This window comes from Arenimonas aestuarii (assembly GCF_054781715.1).
In genome coordinates this window covers 21,748-40,507 of record NZ_BAAGTW010000001.1, presented here as the reverse complement: position 1 = coordinate 40,507, position 18,760 = coordinate 21,748, and the positions used below count along the sequence as shown (strand labels likewise).

Below are 18,760 nucleotides of genomic sequence, written 5' to 3'. Positions count from 1 at the left end.
CGTGGTCAGGTAGGCGACCTTTCCTAGGAGCCACCGTCCATGAAGCGCCTGCTGCCCCTGTTCCTCGCCCTGGCCCTGGCCGCCTGCGGCGAGTCGGCCAACGACTCCGCCGCCCCGGCCACCGACGCGCCGGCCGTGGCTTCCTCGCCGGCGGAACAAACGCCCGCGCCCGAAGCGGCCCAGCCCGAGGCCCCGGCCGAAGCCCCGGCCGAAGCGTCACCGGCTGCCGAAATGCCCGCCGAAGAAGCCGCCCCGGCGGACGCCGAAGCCGCTGCCGAGGCCCCGCGCCCGGCGCCGCCGGTGGTCGACCCGGCCAGGGCGCCCCGCCTGGGCGCCGACTACGAGCCGCTGGCCGAACCCATGCCGACCATCGGCCAGGGCGGCATCGAAGTGGCCGAAGTCTTCTCGTACATGTGCATCCACTGCGCCAACCTGCAGCCGCTGATCAACACCTGGAAGCCCGGCCAGCCGGCCGACGTGCGCTTTGAGTACGTGCCGGGCGTGTTCGGCGGCGTCAGCGACAACTTCGCCCGCGCCTACTACGCGGCCGAGGCGATGAACCTGGTGGACAAGACCCACGACGACCTGTTCAAGGCCGTGCTGATCGAGCGCACGTTCACCAGCGCCTCGCCCGAGGAGATCGCCGACTGGTACGCCGGCCACGGCGCCGACCGCGAGGCCTTCCTGTCGACCATGCAGAGCTTCGCGGTCACCGCCAAGCTCAACCGCGCCCGCCAGTTCGCGCTGCGCGGCGGCGTCGACGCCACGCCGATGATCATCGTCAACGGCAAGTACCGCGCCATGGCCACGGGCGACCGCGGCATGCAGGGCCTGCTGGACACGGTGGACTGGCTGGTCGCGCACGAGCGCGCCGGCAGCACGCCCTAAGCGGCGCGCCACCGAAAGCTGAACGAAAAGGGCCGCAAACGCGGCCCTTTTCCTTTTCCGCCTTGCCGGCGCGGGCATGGCGCCCCAACATGTCAGCCATGTCCGCCGTCCCGCCAGAAGCCGCCAACGACCGCCTGCGCCTGCTCAGCGCCAATATCCAGGCGGGTTCGAGCACGCGCGCCTACAGCGACTACGTGACCCGCAGCTGGTCGCACGTGCTGCCCAACGGCAAGCGCATCAATCTCGACGCGCTGGCGAAGATGGCGAGCAATTACGACGTGGTCGGGCTGCAGGAATCGGATCCGGGCAGCTTGCGCTCGGGCTTCACCAACCAGGCCGACTACCTGGCCGAACAGGCGCAGTTCCCGTTCTGGAGCCACCAGCCCAACCGGCGCATTTCGCGCATCGCGGGCAGCGGAAACGCGCTGCTGAGCCGCGAGGAGCCGACCGAGATGCTGGATTACGCGCTGCCCGGACGCATCGCCGGCCGCGGCGTGCTGCTGGCGAAATACGGCAAGGGCAAGAAAGCCTGGACGCTGGCGATCACGCATCTCTCGCTGGGCGTGAAGTCGCGGCAGCTGCAGCTGGGCTTCCTGGCCGACCTGCTGTCGGACGCACCGCGGCTGGTGCTGATGGGCGACTTCAACTGCGATTTCGACGCGCCGGAAATGCGCGCGCTCTACCGCGAAACCTCGCTCGAGCCGCCACCGGAACGGGTGTGCACCTTCCCCAGCTGGGCCCCGCAGCGCTGCCTGGACCACGTCCTGGTCGGCGGCTTCGAAGTGCTCGACTACAAGGCGGTGCCCGCCGCCGGCTCCGACCACATGGCGGTCGGCGTCGAGCTGCGCCAGAAATAGCCTGATAAAAAAAGGGCCGGCGGGTGAGCGCCGGCCCTTCGGTTGCAGCGACTTGCGGGACTAGAACTTGATGTCGGCGCGCAGGTAGTAGAAGCGGCCACCCGGGATGTCGTAGGTGGACGCGTCGTAACCGTTGAGCGAGCACGACAGGCAGATCGGCGGATCCTCGTCGAACACGTTGTTCACGCCGAAGGTCAGGCCGAGGCCCTCGCCATCGCCGAAGCGATAGCCCAGCTGCAGGTCGTTGTAGGTGATCGCGTCCAGCACGTTCGTGCCGGTCGCCGGGTTCGAGCACACCGGGAAGCTGACCGCGTTGCCGCAGTCCTCGCGCAGTTCGCTGATGTGACGAACCGTCCAGGCCGCGTTCCAGTTGCCGCGCTTCCAGTCCAGCGTGAAGTTCGAGGTCCACTCCGGGATCGCGCTGTCCACGACTTCGATGCCCGGGCCCTGCGGCTGCACCTGGCCGGCCGCGCCCACCGCGAGGTAGTCACCGACGAAGGTGTTGCGCCAGGCCGCCGAGAACTTGCCCAGCTTCGATTCCGGGAACACCCAGAACAGATCCACGTCCCAGCCATCGGTCTCGATGGTGCCCAGGTTGGTCAGGCGGTTGTTGAAGCCGTTGATGCCGCCGGTCGACGCACGGGTGATGCCGCTGCAGTACAGCGGGTCCAGGGTCTGCACGCACAGGTCGAGCTGGGTCTGGGCGTCGATGGCCTGGATCGCACCGTCGATTTCATGCCGGTAGTAGGTGACCTCGAAGTCCACGCGCTCGGCGAACTGGGAATCCTCCAGGAACGACGGGCTCCAGATGAAGCCGGCCGCGTAGCTTTCGGACGACTCGGGGTCGAGCTGGTCGTTGCCACCGGTGGTGATCGAAATCTGCGGGTTGGGCTGCTGGTAGTTGGCCGGCACGCCCAGGGCGGCGCAGTTGCCGGCCACGGACGGGTCGAGCAGCGGCGTCGAGCACGGGTCGTTGAGCTGGGCGTCGAAGCGGCTGGCCGAACCGAAGAGTTCGCCGATGGACGGCGCGCGGAAGCCTTCGGCGTAGCTGGCGCGGAACACCAGTTCCTCGACCAGCTGGAAGCGCAGGCCGAACTTGGGCGAGAACTCCGAGATGCCCGTGGAGTAGTCGGAGTAACGACCGGCCACGGTGAGGTCCAGTCGCTGGCCGATGTCGGTGTTTTCCATCAGCGGGAAGTTGACCTCGAAGAACAGCTCGCTGACGTCGTATTCGCCTGCGGTCGGCAGCGACGGCACGCCGTTGTAGTCGCCCGCCACCGTCAGCGCATCGGGCTGGTACCAGCCTTCCAGGCGGCGGTGCTCAAGGCCGGCGGCGAAGTCCACCGAACCGGCCGGCAGGTCGAACAGGCTGCCCGACAGGTTGGCGGTGACCAGGGCCAGTTCGTTCTGGCTGCGGTCGCGCACGATCGGCTGGATCCAGGCCAGCATGGCCGGGGTGATGGTGCCCGGGCCGCCGAAGATGTTCAGCGGGGTGCAGCCCGCCACGGCCGCGCAGGCCGCCGGGTCACCCAGGGCCAGGGCGATGTTGCGGATGTTGTAGCTGCCGAAGTTGGTCTGCTGGGCCTTGTTCTCGCTGAAGGCGACATTGACGTCCCAGTACAGCGTGCGGTTGGCGTCGATCACGCCTTCCAGCCCGGCGCCGACGTACCAGGTGTCGACTTCCTGTTCGAACACGCGGGGGCCGCCCTCGACCGGGCGACGGCCGATCAGGATCAGGTTGTCCGACGAATCGAGGTCGAAGCCGAACGGGTTGAAGGGGTTGAGCGCCGAGATGAAGATGCCGTCGGCCAGCGGGTTGCCCGTGCCGGCCTCGGGGCCCAGGAACAGGGGCTCGGGCGCCGCCTGGTTGGTGGACTCGCGACGGTTGAACAGCACCTTGGCGTAACCGGTGACCGAATCGTTGAAGTCAAAGCGCACCTGGCCGAAGGCGCCCAGTCGCTCGGACGGGGTCAGCAGCAGGTTGAACTGCGAGAAGTTGAAGCGGTCGGCGGTGCTGAAGCAGTGGTAGTCGTCGGTGCGGGTGCAGCCGGTCTGCGTCGGGTCGTAGGTCGGGCTGCTGGCGCCGGTGTTGGGCGTGATGTCGAGCACCGCGCCGGTGTTGGGGTCGACGAAGATGAAGCGGCCGGTCGGCGTGGCCGAGCTGCCGAAGGACACGCCGGTGCCGGGCACCGGGAAGCTGGACTGGGCGCGGTCGCGCGAATAGATGACGTCCTGGTCGGTGTAGCTCAGGCCCAGGAAGACGTTGGCGCGGGAGCTGTTCCAGCCCCAGGCCACGTCCACCGACTTGGTGGTGCCGTCGCCTTCGCCGTACTGGCCGACCTGCGCGTTGACCGACAGGCCGTCGAAGTTCTTGCGGGTGATGATGTTCACCACGCCGGCGATGGCGTCCGAGCCGTAAAGCGACGAGGCGCCGTCTTCGAGCACTTCGATGCGGTCGACGATCGCCAGCGGGATGGTGTTGAGGTCGGTCGCCGCACCCACGCCCGAGGCGGAGGCTTCGTTGACCCAGCGCACGCCGTCGACCAGCACCAGCACGCGCTTGGAACCCAGGTGGCGCAGGTCGGCCTGCGCGGAACCCGCGCCGACGCCGCTGCCATCCGGCGGGAAACCGAAGTTGCCGCTGGAGTTGAACTTGGTGTTGAGCGCCGAACCCGAACCCGTCAGCGCCTGCACCACGTCGCCGATCGAAGTCAGGCCACTGCGGTCGATGTCTTCGCGGGTGATGCGCTGCACCGGCACCAGGCCCTCGGCTTCCGAGGTCTTGATGCGGGTACCGGTGACCTCAATACGGTCAAGCGTCTTGATCTCTTCGTTGCTGTCGTCCTGCGACAGCGCGACGGCAGGCACCAAGGCGAACAGCAAGGCGCCCCGAACCGCCAAGCTCAGGCGGGAGTTACGGATGGTCTTCATGACGATTCCCTGTGGTTGGAGTCACCTGCGCCTTGCCCCCAATGCGCCGGTCCAGTTCCATGTTGTAAAGAAAGCGTCAAAACGCGACAAGCATCACATTTCCTCACCCCGTTAGTGATGCTGTACAAAACCCCCGGTTTTTGTTCAGGGAGCGAGAAAAATGCTGATGCCGACCAGGGCCAGGAACACCGCGAACACCCGCCGCAGGGCCGGGCCGCTGAGCCGGTGGGCCAGGCGCGTGCCCAGCGGCGCCGCCAGCACCGAGGCTAGGGCGATGCCGGCCGCCGCCGGCAAGTACACATAACCCCAACTGCCCGCCGGCAGGCCGGTGGGCGCCGCCTGCAGCGCGTAACCGGCCGCGGCGGACAAGGCGATGGCTACGCCGCAGGCGCTGGACGTGCCGACCGCACGCACCGGGCGCACGCCACGCCAGACCAGCAGGGGCACGGTCATCGATCCCCCGCCGATGCCGACCAGGGCCGACACCGCGCCGATGCCGGTTCCGGCCAGCGAATAAACGGGGCCGCGCGGCGGATCGGCGCGTTCGGCGCGCGCACGCGGCCAGTCCAGGGCCATCTGCACCGCCGCCAGGCCGCAATAGAGGGCAATGAATAGCCGCAGCCAGGCGTCTTCCAGACGCACCGCCAGGCCGCTGCCCAGCCAGCCGCCCAGCAGCAGGCCCGGCACCAGCCAGGCCACTGTTGGCCACAGCACGCTGCCGCGCCGGTGGTGGGCGCGCGCCGACGACAGGCCGGTCAGGACGATGCTTGCCAGCGCCGTTGCCAGGGCCACGTGCACGGCCAGCTCCGCCGGCACGCCCTGACTTGGCAGCAGCCAGACCAGGGCCGCCACCAGCACCAGGCCGCCGCCGATGCCCAGCAGGCCGGCCAGCACCCCGGCCAGCGCGCCCAGGGCCAGGTAGATCGCCCAGGTGGCGATCATGCGGACGCGACCCGGCGCGGACCGGGGGACTCAGGGGGCATGGGCTAGACTCTGGGGCATGTCGAGGCGAATTCTTACCTGTCTTCTGGCCGGCTTGCTGGCCACGAACGTGGTGTCCACCCAGGTGGCGGCGCAAGTGCGTCCGCCGGACCTTGGCCCACAGCGCCCGGCCATCCTCGAAGCATTCCGGTTGGCCGACCAGGGGCAACTGAGCCTAACCGACCTGGCGCGCGTGCAGGACCACCCGCTGCTGCCGTGGGTCGAAGTGACCCAGATGCAACGCAAGCTGGCCTCGGCACGGGCGCAGGACGTGCGCAGCGTGCTGTCGCGCCACGATGGCCTGGCCGCCGGCGACTGGCTGCGCAACTCCTGGCTGCATCACCTGGCGGCGAACCGACGCTGGGCCGACTTCCTGGCCGACTACCAACCCTCGGCGTCGGTGGAGCTGCGCTGCGCCCACCTGGCCGCGCGCCTGGCCACCGGCGCCACCGATCAACAGTGGATCGCCGATGGCCGCGCACTGTGGCTTACCCCGGAATCCCTGCCCGCGAGCTGCGATGCACCGCTGACGTCGCTGCAGGGCCTGGGGCACATCAACCGCGACCTCCGCTGGCAGCGCATCGAACTGGCCTTGCTTGCCGGGCAGACCGGCCTGGCCCGGTTCCTGGCGCGCGACCTGCCGGCCGCGGAAGAAGCACGCGCCAAGGACTACGCCGACTTCATCGACAAACCCCATGACGGGGCCGCCGCCTGGCCGAAGGATGCACGCAGCCGCGCGGTTGCCGCCGAGGGCCTGGCCCGGCTGGCGCGCAAGTCACCGGACGAGGCCGAATCCCGGCTGGCGGCACTCGACAAGGCGCTGGGCCTGGACGAAGCCGCGCGCGGCAAGGTGCTCCACCAGGTGGCGCTGTGGACGGTGGCGTCCTACCTGCCCAAGTCCCGCGAACGCCTGGCCGCCGTGCCCGCCAGTGCCTACGACGAGCGCCTGCACGAGTGGCGCGTGCGCGAGGCCCTGAACCGCCGCGACGATGCCGGCGCACTCGACGCGCTGTCGCGCATGCCCGCGGCGCAGCGCAACGACCCGCGCTGGCAATATTTCGAGGCCCGCGTGCTTGAACGCCTGGGCCGCAAGGACGCCGCCCGCGCGCTGTTCGCCAAGGCCGCCAACACCGCCACCTTCCACGGCTTCCTGGCCGCCGATCGCCTGGGCCAGGCCTACGCGCTGTGCCCGCTGGAACCGTCCGACGATGTCGCGCTGCGCGAGCGCGTCGCCACCCACCCGGGTCTGGTCCGCGCGCTGGAGCTGCACACCATCGACCGCCGGATGTCGGCGATCCGCGAGTGGGCCGCGCTCCTGAAGGAACTCAGCGACGACGAACGCAAGGTGGCGATCGAATTCGCCCGCGACGCGCACTGGTACGACCGCGCCGTGTTCACGATCGGCGACGAGCCCGACGACCTGCGCTACTACTCGCTGCGTTTCCCGCTGCACCACGAAAACGTGCTGCGCCGCGAAGCCCGCCGCCACAACGTCGACCCGGCCTGGGTCGCCGCCCAGACCCGCGCCGAAAGCGCCTTCATGCCGCGGGCGCGTTCGCACGCCAATGCCATGGGCCTGATGCAGCTGCTGCCGTCCACCGCCGAACGCACCGCCCGCAAGCTGGGCATGGCCTGGACGGGCGCGGCCAGCCTGTACAACCCGGAAACCAACCTGGTGCTGGGCATCGCCCACCTGCGCCATGAACTCGACGACCACGGGGGCATCGCCTACCAGGCCATCGCCGCCTACAATGCGGGCCCGGCGCCGGTGAATCGGTGGAGCCGGGACCGCCCCGGTTTCGATCCGGACCTGTGGATCGAAACGGTCACCTACAAGGAAACCCGCGAGTACGTCGCCCGCGTGCTTGCCTTCAGCGTCATCTACGACTGGCGCCTGGACGGCACCGCGGTGCCGGTTTCCGAGCGCATGCTCGGCCGCACCGTTGCCCCGTCCGCCCGCCGCCCCTTTGCCTGCCCCCTTCCGACAGGTCCAGACTCCACGCCATGACCCCGCTCAAGATCGTCGTCCTGGGAGGCACCGGCTTCATCGGTCGCCACCTGGTCGCCCGCCTCGCCGCCGATGGCCACGCCGTCACCCTGCTCAGCCGCAACCTGGGCCCGCATTACGATCGCCTGCTGCCGCCGGGTGTGACGCTGCGCGAGGTCGACGTCTACGACCCGGACGTGCTGCGCGCCGCCTTCACCGGCGCCGACGCGGTGGTCAACCTGGTCGGCATCCTCAATGAAAAGGGCGACAACGGCCGCGGCTTCCGCCGTGCGCACGTGGAGCTGACCAAGCTGGTCATCGCTGCGATGCAGCTGGCCGGCGTGCGCCGCCTGCTGCAGATGAGCTCGCTCAACGCCGGTCGTGGCCGCAGCCATTACCTCAAGTCGCGCGGCGAAGCCGAAACGGCAGTGAAGGCCTCGGGCCTGGACTGGACCATCTTCGAACCCTCGGTGGTGTTCGGCGCCGGCGACGGCCTGTTCTGCCGCTTCGCCAGCCTGCTGCGGATTGCGCCGGTGATGCCGCTGGCGCGCGCGAAGGCGAGGTTCGCGCCGGTGTACGTGGGCGACGTGGTCGAGGCGATCCGCCGCTGCCTGCGCCTGCGCGGCAGCCGCGGCGAGGTTTACGAACTCTATGGGCCCGACGTCTTCACCCTGGGCGAGATCGTCCGGCTGACCGCGCGCCAGATGGGCCTGCGTCGCTGGGTGCTGCCGCTGCCCGATGCGCTGGGCCGGCTGCAGGCCCTGGTGTGTGACTTCGTGCCGGGCAAGCCGTTTTCGTCCGACAATTTCCGCTCGCTGATGACCGACTCGGTGGGCGGAATCGATGGCCTGCACCGCCTGGGCATCCCGGCCACGCGCGTGGCCGACAAGCTGCCGGCGATCCTGGGCCACGTGGACGAGCGCCAGGCCCGCTACCAGCGCTTCCGCGCGGCGCGCTGAGCCGATGCAGCGCTACCTGGTCGGCGGCGCCGTTCGTGACCGGCTGCTTGGCCAGCCGGTGGGCGACCGCGACTGGGTCGTGGTGGGCAGCACGCCCGAGGAAATGATCCGCGCCGGCTACCTGCCGGTGGGCAAGGACTTCCCGGTGTTCCTGCACCCGGAGACGAAAGAGGAACACGCGCTGGCGCGCACCGAGCGCAAGACCGCGCCGGGGTACCACGGTTTCGTTTTCCACGCCGCACCGGATGTCAGCCTGGACCAGGACCTGGCCCGGCGCGACTTCACCATCAACGCCATCGCGCAGGCCGAGGACCGCACGCTCACCGACCCGTTCGGCGGCGCGGCGGACGTCCAGGCGCGCGTGCTTCGCCACGTTTCGCCCGCCTTCGCCGAGGACCCGGTGCGCATCCTGCGCGCGGCGCGCTTCCTGGCGCGCTTTGCGCCACTGGGTTTCACGGTGGCGCCGGAGACGCTGGCGCTGATGCGCGACATGGTCGCCGCCGGCGAAGTCGACCACCTGGTGCCGGAACGCGTGTGGCAGGAACTGAAGAAGGCGCTCGAGATGCCCCGCCCTTCCGCCGCCATCGCCCTGCTGCGCGAGTGCGGCGCGCTGGCGAAGCTGCTGCCGGAAGTGGATGCGCTTTACGGGGTGCCGCAGCGCCCGGAGTACCACCCGGAGGTGGACACCGGCGTGCACGTGCAGATGGTGATGGACATGGCGGCGCGCCTGGCGCCGGGTGATGCGCTGGTGGGCTTTTGCGCGCTCACCCACGACCTGGGCAAGGCGCTTACGCCCAAGGACAAGCTGCCGCGCCACATCGGCCATGAACATTCCGGCGTGCGGCCGCTGCGCACGGTGTGCGCGCGCTACAAGCTGCCTTCGGAATACGCCGCGGTCGCCGAGATCTGCTGCCGCGAACACCTGAACGTGCATCGCCTGGCCGAACTGCGCCCGGACACCGTGCACGACCTGCTGTCGCGCTGCGATGCCTTCCGCAAGCCTGATCGCGTGCGCCAGCTGGCGCTGGTCTGCGAAGCCGATTCGCGTGGCCGGCTGGGACGCGGGGAGGCCGACTACCCGTCGGCGGCCCTGCTCGTGGCGCTGCATGCCGCGGCCGCATCGGTGTCGGCCGGCCACGCCGTGGCCAAGGGCCTCAGTGGCCCTGCCGTCGGCGACTGGCTGCGCAAGGCGCGCATCGAAGCCATTCGCGCCGCCAGGGACGCCAGCGCCTAAGGACGCCTACGGGTTGCGGCCGCCGAACAGCCTGCAATCCACGCGCTCAAGCAGGCGCTGCAGCGGCGTGAGCGTCAGCGACAGGCCCGCGGCCACGCCAAGGGTATTGGCCAGCACATCGCGAACATCGCCCAGGCGAACCCGGGTCAGCGTGGCCTGGGCGATTTCCATGGCGATGCCCAGCGCCACCAGGGCCACCGCGGCCAGCAGGTGCGCGCGGCGCGCGCGAAACGTCCAGACCGCCCAGGCCGACAGCACGAAGTAGGCCAGAAAGTGGCCCAGCTTGTCCGAGTGCGCGGGCCCGGGCAGGTCCACCGCCGGCATCAGCGACAGCACGATGCACAGCACCCAGCCCAGCACCCACAGGCCCAGCCAGACCCCCGGGAAACGGAAGGGCCGCAGCATCAGAGCCGGCGGCTCAGGTCACCGCGCGCGAACAGCGGCCGGATGTCCACGCCACGCTGGAAGCCCATCGCCTGGAAACGTTCGCCCATTTCCCCGGGCAGGGTGAGGCGTTTGACTTCGTTGGTGCGCGCCAGGCGGGCCACCGGGTCCTGGATGGCTTCGATGGCCGCCAGGCGTTCGGGCAGGCCGCTGTTGATGAGGAAGCTGGCCTGGGCGCTGTAGCCGGCCAGGTCGAAACCCGCGCCGACGCCGGCTTCGGCCAGGGCCGTGAAGTCCACGAAGGCGGTGATGTCGGTCAGTCCCGGCAGGTCGAAAGGATTGCCGTGCGCGTGGTGCTGGCGGTGGCAGACCAGGGTGCCGTCGTCGCGCTCGGGCAGGTAGTACTCGCGGCGCGGGTAACCGTAGTCCACGAACAGCATGGCGCCTTCGCGCAGCAGGCCACCAACGGCCTGGATCCAGTACGGGAGCTGCGGCAACAGCTCCGACCGGTAACCGTCGGCGAACGGCATGCCGATGTCGCGCTCGACGTGGCGCACCGCGGCGTGCAGCAGCGCGTCGGCCGGCTGGTCCACGCGGGTCAGTTCGCCGTCGGCGCCCAGGGCCACGTGTTCCTCGAACACCTCGCCGTCGCGGATCGCGAAGCGTGGCGTCGGCAGGGCGTCGATCACTTCGTTGGCGAACAGGAAACCGCGCCAGGCTTTCTCCGGCGGGCCGTCGAGCCAGCGCACGCGCTCGAACAGGCGCGCGGGCAGCGCCGCGCGCAGGCGTTCGAGCTGGCGTTCGCGCAGGTCGGCGCTGGGTTCGAGGATGAGGTAGTGCGCGGGCGCGGCGTCGAGTTCGTCCAGCCGGCGCAGTGCGGCCTCGGCGAAGGCACCGCTGCCGCCGCCCAGCTCAAGGAAGCCGGCGCGCCCGCCCAGCTGGCCGAAAACATCGGCCGCGCAGGCCGCCACGCATTCGGCGAAGGTCGGGCCCAGTTCGGGCGAGGTGATGAAATCGCCGGCTGCGCCGAACTTGCGCGCGCCCGCACTGTAATAACCCAGGCCCGGCGCGTAGAGCGCCAGTTCCATGTAGCGGGAGAAGGGAATGACGCCGCCGGCGGCAGCCACCTGGTCCTTGACCAGGGCCAGCAGGCGATCGCTGTGGGCCCGGGCATCGGCGTCGGGCGCCGGCATTTTTGCGCTCATGTTGGAATCTTCATCGGCCAACGCGCAGGATACCGGCAAAACCCGGGGAGCCCTGAATGCCCATCGACCGTCCCGTCGCCCTGGTGACCGGCGCCGCCAAGCGCGTTGGCGCCGTCATCGCCCGTCGCCTGCACGCCGCCGGCTTCGACCTGGCCTTGCACCACCGCCGCTCCGCCGACGCCATGGCCGCGCTGGTGGCCGGGCTGGAGGGCGAGCGTGCCGGCAGCACCCTGGTGCTGCAGGCCGAACTTGCCGACCCCGACGCGCCGGCGGCGCTGGTGCGGGCCGTGCAGGAACGTTTCGGGCGGCTGGACGCACTGGTGAACAACGCCAGCAGCTTCCGGCCGACGCCGGTGGGCGGGGCGACGCCGGCGGACTGGGACGACTTGTTCGCTTCGAACGCGCGGGCGCCGTTTTTCCTGGCCCAGGCAGCGGCACCACTGCTGCGCCTGTCCGGCGGCGCCATCGTCAACCTGGGCGACATCTACGGCGAACGGCCCCTGGCCGCGCACACGATCTACTGCATGGCCAAGGCGGCGCTGCTGATGATGACCCAGTCGCTGGCGCGCGAGCTGGGCCCCGAGATCCGCGTCAACGCCGTTGCGCCCGGTGCCGTCATGTGGCCCGAGGAAGGCAAGGCGGAACATGAAAAGCAGGCGATGCTGGCGAGCACCGCGCTCGGGCGCGCCGGTGAGCCCGGCGACGTGGCCGAGGCGGTGCGCTGGCTGATCCAGGACGCGCGCTACACGACGGGCCAGGTGATCCGCGTCGACGGCGGCCGCTCGCTCAACATGTAGGAGCGCCCGGGGGCGCTCCTACGGTCGCCCGTTATTTCTGGTGGAACGCGGCCTGCAGTTCGCCGCCGGTGAAACCTTCCGGCGCCTGGCCGTCGACGGCGTAGCGGTAGACCGCGGCGGAATACACGCCCGACAGCGCGGCCTGGAACACCGCCACGCCCACCACCGCGACAACACCGACCACCACGGCCACGGTCGCCAGCTTCGGGCCGCCCAGCATCGCCGCGCCCACCACCATCGCGATCGCCAGCACCACCACGGCGGTGGTGATCAGGCCGAAGGCGAAGTTGATGCCGACGTTGCCGACCACGTTTTCGCCCCAGGTGCGCTTGAGCAGCGTGACGCTTTCCTTCACCGCGTCGATCGGCCCGACGTCGCGCGTCACCAGGATCGGCACCACCAGGAAGGTGGCGAAGGTCCAGGCCATGCCGACCAGGTTGAGGATGATCCGGCCCAGGAAACCGGCGCGTTCGCCCAGCACCTTGAGCACGATGCCCACGGTGGCGGCGATGGCCGCGTAACCCAGGATCACGCCGACCTTCGAGCGCGCGATGCGCAGGCCGTCGGCCACGGTGGGATCACCGCCCTCGAGGCGGATCATCGCCGCCCCGACCAGGGCCGTGTTGAAGAAGAAGATGACGAAATACTGCGAGACGTAGAACAGGAACCCGACCACGAAGCCCACCGGGCCGATTTCGCCGCCCTCGAAGAGGCGCAGGCCCAGCACCGGCACCAGGAAGGTCAGCGCCACCAGCAGCGTCGCGAAACCCGAGATGACCGGGAACAGCAGCAGTTCCTTGTCGGTGCGAAGCACGCCGGCGCTGGCCTTGACCAGGTGCCAGCTGCGGGAAATCTTGTCGAACATGGCGTCTTCCTCCCCGAATGACGCCCTGATTATGCGGGGTTGCTGCAGCGCCGCAAGGCCGGAAGTCACCCCTGCCCGGCGCGCCGGGGTCAGCAGGCGCCGGCGAGGTCCAGCGGATCGACGCTGGGCGGGCTGGCGTTTTCCGGATGCGCCGCCCAGAGTTCGGCCAGCGTCCGGCCGTCGCCGGGCACCACGTGGCGCGGGGCAATGTCGGCCAGCGGCTTGAGCACGAAGGCGTGCTGCAGTTCCGGACGCGGCAGTTTCAGATTGCCGGGGCCTTCGAGCACCAGGTCGTCGTAGAAGACGATGTCGATGTCGAGCGGCCGGTTGGAGAAACGCGGCCCGCTGCGGTCGCGGCCGAAGGTTTCCTCGAGCGCATGCAGCCAGTGGTTGAGTTCGAACGGCGACAGGCCGGTGCTGACGACCGCAGCGGCGTTGAGGAAATCCGGCCCGTCAAAGCCCACCGCCGGCGTGCGGTACACCGGCGAGAACAGCACGTCGCCGAATTCGTCGCGCAGGGCGCGGGCGGCGCGCGCCAGGTTGTCGGCCGGCGCCAGGTTGCTGCCCAGGCTCAGCCAGGCGGTGCTCACGCGGCGCGCTGGCGCTCGATGATCACGCCCACCGCGCGCGAGCCGCGCACGGCGCCGGGCTTGGCCAGCTTCAGGCGCACGTGCTGCACGCCGAATTCTTCCAGGATGATCGCGGCGCAGCGCTCGGCCAGGGACTCGACCAGGCCGAAATCGGATTCGGACACGAACTGGATGAGCCGCTTGCTCACGGCCTTGTAGTCCAGCGTGTCCTTGATGTCGTCGGTGGCGGCCGGACGGGTGTTGTCGAAGGCCATCTCGATGTCGAACACGACCGGCTGGCGGATCTTGCGCTCCCAGTCGTAGATGCCGATGACGCACTCGATCTCGAGCGCCTCGATGAAAACCTTGTCCATGTCAGTTCCTGGTCAAACGGACGGCAAGCTTGCCATGTCCCAGCGTGGCGTCACGGTGACGACCGGGGCCTCGTGCTGGCCGGCCACCAGCCGCAGGGCGCCGGCGAAGGCGATCATGGCGCCGTTGTCGGTGCAGAACGCCGGGCGCGGGAAACAGACCCGGGCGCCGCGTTTACCGGCCAGCAGGTGCAGGCGTTCGCGCAGGCGCAGGTTGGCGCCGACGCCGCCGGCCACCACCAGGGTGCGGGCGCCGGTCTCGTCGAGCGCGCGCTGGCACTTGATCGCCAGGGTCTCGACCACCGCGTCCTCGAAACCGCGGGCGATGTCGGCGCGGGTTTCCGGGGTCTGGTCCGAGGCCTGCCAGGCCAGCAGCACCTGGGTCTTGAGCCCGGAGAAGCTGAAGTCGAGCCCGGGCCGGTCGGTCATCGGCCGCGAGAAGCGGAACACGCCGGGCCGGCCGGACTCGGCCAGGCGGGCCAGTTCGGGGCCGCCGGGGTAAGGCAGCCCCATCATCTTGGCGGTCTTGTCGAAAGCCTCGCCGGCCGCATCGTCCAGGGTTTCACCCAGCAGGCGGTAATCGCCGACGGCGGCCACTTCCACCAGTTGGGTGTGGCCGCCCGAGACCAGCAGGGCGACGAAGGGCGGCTTCAGCGACGGGTCCTCGAGCAGGGGCGCCAGCAGGTGGCCTTCCATGTGGTGCACGCCCACGGCGGGCCGGTCCAGCGCCCAGGCCAGGGCCCGGCCGGTGGCGGCGCCGACCATCAGGGCGCCCACCAGGCCGGGGCCGGCGGTGTAGGCCACCCCGTCGAGGTCGGCCGGGGCCAGGCCGGCCTCGGCCAGGACCTGGCGGACCAGGGGCAGCAGCTTGCGGACGTGGTCGCGGCTGGCCAGCTCGGGCACCACCCCGCCGTAGTCGGCGTGCAGGGCGATCTGGCTGAACAGGGCGTGCGCCAGCAGGCCGCGGTCGGTGTCGTACACCGCCACGCCGGTTTCGTCACAGCTGGTTTCGATTCCCAGGACGCGCATGTGCCTGTTTTTTGGGGGGTTAGGGAGACTTTCAAGGACAAAAGGCGGGGCTGGCTTGCCTGCCGGCGCCGGACCCGCGTATCATACGCGGCTCGCCGGTGTTGCCGTGCGACATCCATAGATCCCAGGAATCGAACATGCCGTCTGTCAAAGTCCGCGAAAACGAGCCGTTTGAGTTTGCGCTGCGTCGCTTCAAGCGCACTTGCGAAAAGGCCGGCGTCCTCGCCGAAACCCGCAAGCGCGAGTACTACGAGAAGCCGACCCAGGAGCGCAAGCGCAAGGCCGCCGCCGCGGTGAAGCGCCAGCTGCGCCGCAGCTCGCGCGACGTCACCAAGCGCCAGCGCCTGTACTGAGCCGCGTTGCTTGCCAGAAAGCCGGCACGCGCGAGCGTGGCCGGCTTTTTGTGTTTCTGGCGCCAAGCCGGCGCCGAGTTTGCCTGACCTGCGGAGAACCCCGATGAGCCTCAAGACCCAGCTGACCGAAGACATGAAGGCCGCGATGAAGTCCGGCGAGAAGGACCGCCTGGGCGTGATCCGGCTGATCCTGGCCGCGATCAAGCAGAAGGAAGTGGACGAACGCGTCGAGATGACCGACCCGCTGGTGCTGGCCGTGCTGGAAAAGATGGTCAAGCAGCGCAAGGACTCGATCAGCCAGTACGAAGCCGCCGCCCGCGAAGACCTGGCCGCGATCGAACGCTACGAGCTGGGCGTGCTCGAGGCCTACCTGCCCGCGAAGATGTCCGAGGCCGAGATCCAGGCCGCCATCGACACCGCCAAGGCCGAGACCAATGCCGCGGGCCCGGCCGACATCGGCAAGCTGATGGGCGTGCTCAAGCCGCGCCTGGCCGGCAAGGCCGACATGGGCCTGGTCTCCCAGCTGGTCAAGAAGTCCCTGGCCGGCTGACACCCCACCCCGTGGCATCCTAGGCGTCCATGGCCCGCATCCCCGACGCCTTCATCGACGACCTGCTCGCCCGGACGGATATCGTCGAGGTGGTGGGGTCGCGCGTGCCGCTCAAGCGGCAGGGCCGGGAATATTCGGCGCGCTGCCCCTTCCACGACGAACGTTCGCCCTCGTTCACGGTGTCGCCGACCAAGCAGTTCTACCACTGCTTCGGCTGCGGGGCGCACGGCACCGCCATCAGCTTCCTGATGAACTACGACCGCCTCGAGTTCCTCGACGCGGTCGAGGAGCTGGCCAAGCGGGTGGGCATGGAAGTGCCGCGCGACACCCGCCAGCGCAACGAGTCGGGTGAGTCGCGCGAGCTCTACCTGGCCGTGGACGCCGCCGCGAAGTTCTTCCAGCAGCAGCTGCAGGGAAGTTCCAAGGCCAGGGCCTACCTGGACCGTCGCGGCGTCGACGCCGAAAACCAGGCGCGGTTCGGCATCGGCTACGCGCCCGACGGCTGGGAAGGCCTGAAGTCCGCCCTGGGCACCGACGAACGCCGGCTGGCGCTGCTGGAGAAGGTCGGCCTGTTCTCGCGCAACGACGCCGGCCGCGTCTACGACAAGTTCCGCGACCGCGTCATGTTTCCCATCCACGACCGCCGTGGCCGCGTCATCGCCTTCGGCGGGCGCGTCATGGAAAAGGACGACGGCCCGAAGTACCTCAACTCGCCCGAAACCCCGCTTTTCCACAAGGGCCGCGAACTCTACGGCCTGTGGCAGGTGCGCCAGGCGCACGCGAAGATCCCGCGGCTGATCGTCGTCGAGGGTTACATGGACGTCGTGGCGCTGTTCCAGTTCGGCGTCAACACCGCGGTGGCCACGCTGGGCACCGCGACCACGCCCGACCACGCCGAACTTCTGTTCCGGAACGCCGCCGACGTCTACTTCTGCTTCGATGGCGACCGCGCCGGCCGCGGCGCGGCCTGGAAGGCGCTCGAATCGGTGCTGCCGCGCATGCGCGACGGCCGCCAGGCATTTTTCCTGTTCCTGCCCGACGGCGAGGACCCGGACAGCATCGTGCGCAAGGAGGGCGCGGCCGGCTTCGACGCGCGGCTGGGCCAGGCGACGCCGCTGTCGGAGTTCTTCTTCAACGAACTGTCCAAGGACGTGAACCTGGCCGGCATGGAAGGCAAGGCGCGCCTGGCCGAACGGGCCAAGCCGCTGATCGCCGGCATCCCCGACGGCGCCTTCCTCGACCTGATGAAGCAGCGCCTGACCGAACTCACCGGCGTCGGCCAGCAGGCGCCGGCCGCCGAACCCACGCGCGCCACACCGTCCATGCGCGGTGGCCGCGCAGGTGCTCCGGCTCCCCGGCGCAGCCTGGTGCGCACCGCCATCGCCCTGCTGCTGCAAAAACCCACGCTTTCGGACGTGATCCAGCCGCCCTACCGGTTCGCAGTGCTGCGCCAGCCCGGCATCCCGCTGTTGGTGGAACTGCTGGAACTGGTGCGCGGCCGGCCCGGCATCACCACCGGCGCCGTGCTGGAACACTTCGCCGGCCGCGAAGAAGAAGCCGCGCTGCAGAAGCTGGCGCTGCAGGGTTTCCCCGGCGAAGAATCGGCATGGGGCCATGAACTGGTCGACGCCCTGGCCCAGCTCGACCGCCAGGTCAGCCAGCAGCGCATCGACGAACTGCATGCACGCATCCGCGAAGTCGGCATGTCCGGCCTGTCCGACATCGAAAAGGCCGAACTGCGCGAATTGCACGCCACCCCCCGATAGGAGACCGCATGGCCATCGAAGCCGGCACCCGCGAGCTCGCCCCCAGCCTGGAACGCCTGGTCGAGGAGATGTACGCCTGGCTGGCCTACCTGCCGCTGCTGGCGGTGGCGCTGGTCGTGGTGCTGCTGGCCTGGCTGCTGGGCAACTGGCTGTCGCGCCGCACGCTGGTGGGCCGGGTGGCAAGCCGCAACCCCTTCATGCAGGACCTCGCCCGCACCACCGTGCGCTGGGTGGTGCTGCTGGCGGGCCTGTTGGTGGCCCTGGAAATCCTCAACGCCACGGCCCTGGTGGGCGCGGTGCTGGGCACCGCCGGTGTGCTGGGCGTGGCCCTTGGTTTTGCCTTCAAGGACATCCTGGAAAATTACCTGGCCGGCCTGCTGATGAGCCTGCGCCAGCCGTTTTCGCCGCGCGACCACGTGGTGATCGATGGCAACGAAGGCGTGATCGTCGCGCTGACCTCGCGCGCGACCATCCTGATGACGCTCGACGGCAACCACCTGCGCCTGCCCAATGCGATGGTCTTTCGCGGCGTCACGCTCAACTACACGCGCAATCCCAGCCGGCGCTTCGAGTTCGATGTCGGCGTCGGCATGAACCAGGACCTGGTGCGCGCGCAGGCGCTGGGCGTCGAGGCGCTGGCCGGCGTGGACGGCCTGCTGGCCGAGCCGCCACCCCGTGCACAGGTCATGGCGCTGGGCGACTTCAGCGTGAAGGTCCGCTTCTTCGGCTGGGTGGACCAGCGCAGCCACGATTTCGGCACCGTCATGGGCGAAGCCATCCGCCGCGTGAAACTCGCGCTCGAAGGCGCCGGCGTGGACATGCCCGAACCGACCTACCGCGTGCAGGTGAGCAACCAGGCACCCGCACCGGCGCCTGCCCCGGCACCGAAGGGGACAAGGCAAGGCGAAGCCTCGGTCGACACCCGCGCACGCGACGACATCGACCGCCAGATCGACCAGGAACAACGTGGGACATCGGGCGAGAACCTGCTCGACCCGTCGGCGCCTCGCGAGTAAACAACCCCGGCGGTATGC

18 protein-coding genes are annotated in these 18,760 nt (G+C 69.7%); 10 read left to right on the top strand and 8 right to left on the bottom strand.

Annotation, left to right across the window (positions count from 1 at the left end):
* Positions 1-39: 39 nt before the first annotated feature.
* Positions 40-888 carry a thiol:disulfide interchange protein DsbA/DsbL gene (locus tag ACYVJH_RS00195; RefSeq protein WP_460452664.1) on the top strand — a complete coding sequence of 283 codons (849 nt, stop codon included), beginning with the start codon at positions 40-42 and terminating at the stop codon, positions 886-888.
* 140 nt (positions 889-1,028) lie between these two features.
* Positions 1,029-1,745, top strand: a complete 717-nt coding sequence (locus tag ACYVJH_RS00190; RefSeq protein ID WP_460452753.1) for an endonuclease/exonuclease/phosphatase family protein — start codon at positions 1,029-1,031, stop codon at positions 1,743-1,745.
* Between the two features lie 60 nt (positions 1,746-1,805).
* Here ACYVJH_RS00190 and ACYVJH_RS00185 read toward each other — a convergent pair whose 3' ends face one another.
* Positions 1,806-4,676: a TonB-dependent receptor plug domain-containing protein gene (locus tag ACYVJH_RS00185; protein WP_460452663.1), complete on the bottom strand. Its 2,871-nt coding sequence runs from the start codon at positions 4,674-4,676 to the stop codon at positions 1,806-1,808.
* Between the two features lie 144 nt (positions 4,677-4,820).
* Complete coding sequence (locus tag ACYVJH_RS00180; protein ID WP_460452662.1) at positions 4,821-5,618, bottom strand: sulfite exporter TauE/SafE family protein; 798 nt, start codon at positions 5,616-5,618, stop codon at positions 4,821-4,823.
* A 58-nt stretch (positions 5,619-5,676) separates the two neighbouring features.
* On the opposite strand from ACYVJH_RS00180, the gene ACYVJH_RS00175 reads away from it, so the two are divergent.
* Genes ACYVJH_RS00175 through ACYVJH_RS00165 form a run of 3 tightly spaced genes read left to right on the top strand, consistent with a single transcriptional unit; the run spans position 5,677 to position 9,837 of the window.
* Complete coding sequence (locus ACYVJH_RS00175; RefSeq protein ID WP_460452661.1) at positions 5,677-7,665, top strand: transglycosylase SLT domain-containing protein; 1,989 nt, start codon at positions 5,677-5,679, stop codon at positions 7,663-7,665.
* A complete protein-coding gene (locus ACYVJH_RS00170; RefSeq protein ID WP_460452660.1) occupies positions 7,662-8,603 on the top strand; it encodes a complex I NDUFA9 subunit family protein in 942 nt (313 codons plus the stop codon). Before ACYVJH_RS00175 ends, ACYVJH_RS00170 begins: the two co-directional genes overlap by 4 nt.
* 4 nt (positions 8,604-8,607) lie before the next feature.
* Positions 8,608-9,837 (top strand): multifunctional CCA addition/repair protein, encoded by a 1,230-nt coding sequence (locus tag ACYVJH_RS00165; protein WP_460452659.1) that lies wholly within the window; start codon positions 8,608-8,610, stop codon positions 9,835-9,837.
* 6 nt (positions 9,838-9,843) lie between these two features.
* Here ACYVJH_RS00165 and ACYVJH_RS00160 read toward each other — a convergent pair whose 3' ends face one another.
* Positions 9,844-10,242, bottom strand: a complete 399-nt coding sequence (locus tag ACYVJH_RS00160; RefSeq protein WP_460452658.1) for a VanZ family protein — start codon at positions 10,240-10,242, stop codon at positions 9,844-9,846.
* Complete coding sequence (locus tag ACYVJH_RS00155; protein WP_460452657.1) at positions 10,242-11,426, bottom strand: class I SAM-dependent methyltransferase; 1,185 nt, start codon at positions 11,424-11,426, stop codon at positions 10,242-10,244. Before ACYVJH_RS00155 ends, ACYVJH_RS00160 begins: the two co-directional genes overlap by 1 nt.
* Before the next feature lie 56 nt (positions 11,427-11,482).
* Between ACYVJH_RS00155 and ACYVJH_RS00150 the strand changes: the two genes are divergently transcribed.
* Positions 11,483-12,223 (top strand): pteridine reductase, encoded by a 741-nt coding sequence (locus ACYVJH_RS00150; RefSeq protein ID WP_460452656.1) that lies wholly within the window; start codon positions 11,483-11,485, stop codon positions 12,221-12,223.
* Between the two features lie 31 nt (positions 12,224-12,254).
* Here the strand turns inward: ACYVJH_RS00150 and ACYVJH_RS00145 are convergent, their stop codons facing one another.
* The 4 genes from ACYVJH_RS00145 to tsaD form a co-directional block, all read right to left on the bottom strand.
* Positions 12,255-13,088, bottom strand: a complete 834-nt coding sequence (locus tag ACYVJH_RS00145) for a DUF6159 family protein (protein WP_460452655.1) — start codon at positions 13,086-13,088, stop codon at positions 12,255-12,257.
* An 89-nt stretch (positions 13,089-13,177) separates the two neighbouring features.
* Positions 13,178-13,678 (bottom strand): 2-amino-4-hydroxy-6-hydroxymethyldihydropteridine diphosphokinase, encoded by a 501-nt coding sequence (folK, locus tag ACYVJH_RS00140; protein WP_460452654.1) that lies wholly within the window; start codon positions 13,676-13,678, stop codon positions 13,178-13,180.
* Positions 13,675-14,031, bottom strand: coding sequence for a dihydroneopterin aldolase (gene folB, locus ACYVJH_RS00135; RefSeq protein WP_460452653.1), 357 nt, complete (start codon positions 14,029-14,031; stop codon positions 13,675-13,677). Before folB ends, folK begins: the two co-directional genes overlap by 4 nt.
* Positions 14,032-14,043: 12 nt before the next feature.
* Entirely contained in the window at positions 14,044-15,057 is a 1,014-nt protein-coding gene (tsaD, locus tag ACYVJH_RS00130; RefSeq protein ID WP_460452652.1) for a tRNA (adenosine(37)-N6)-threonylcarbamoyltransferase complex transferase subunit TsaD, read from the bottom strand.
* Between the two features lie 137 nt (positions 15,058-15,194).
* Between tsaD and rpsU the strand changes: the two genes are divergently transcribed.
* From rpsU to ACYVJH_RS00110, 4 genes are all read left to right on the top strand, one after another.
* Entirely contained in the window at positions 15,195-15,410 is a 216-nt protein-coding gene (gene rpsU, locus ACYVJH_RS00125; RefSeq protein ID WP_034223607.1) for a 30S ribosomal protein S21, read from the top strand.
* Between the two features lie 103 nt (positions 15,411-15,513).
* Entirely contained in the window at positions 15,514-15,960 is a 447-nt protein-coding gene (locus tag ACYVJH_RS00120; RefSeq protein WP_460452651.1) for a GatB/YqeY domain-containing protein, read from the top strand.
* A gap of 29 nt (positions 15,961-15,989) precedes the next feature.
* Positions 15,990-17,726: a DNA primase gene (gene dnaG, locus ACYVJH_RS00115; RefSeq protein WP_460452650.1), complete on the top strand. Its 1,737-nt coding sequence runs from the start codon at positions 15,990-15,992 to the stop codon at positions 17,724-17,726.
* A gap of 8 nt (positions 17,727-17,734) precedes the next feature.
* Positions 17,735-18,742 (top strand): mechanosensitive ion channel family protein, encoded by a 1,008-nt coding sequence (locus ACYVJH_RS00110; RefSeq protein WP_460452649.1) that lies wholly within the window; start codon positions 17,735-17,737, stop codon positions 18,740-18,742.
* Positions 18,743-18,760 lie beyond the last annotated feature (18 nt).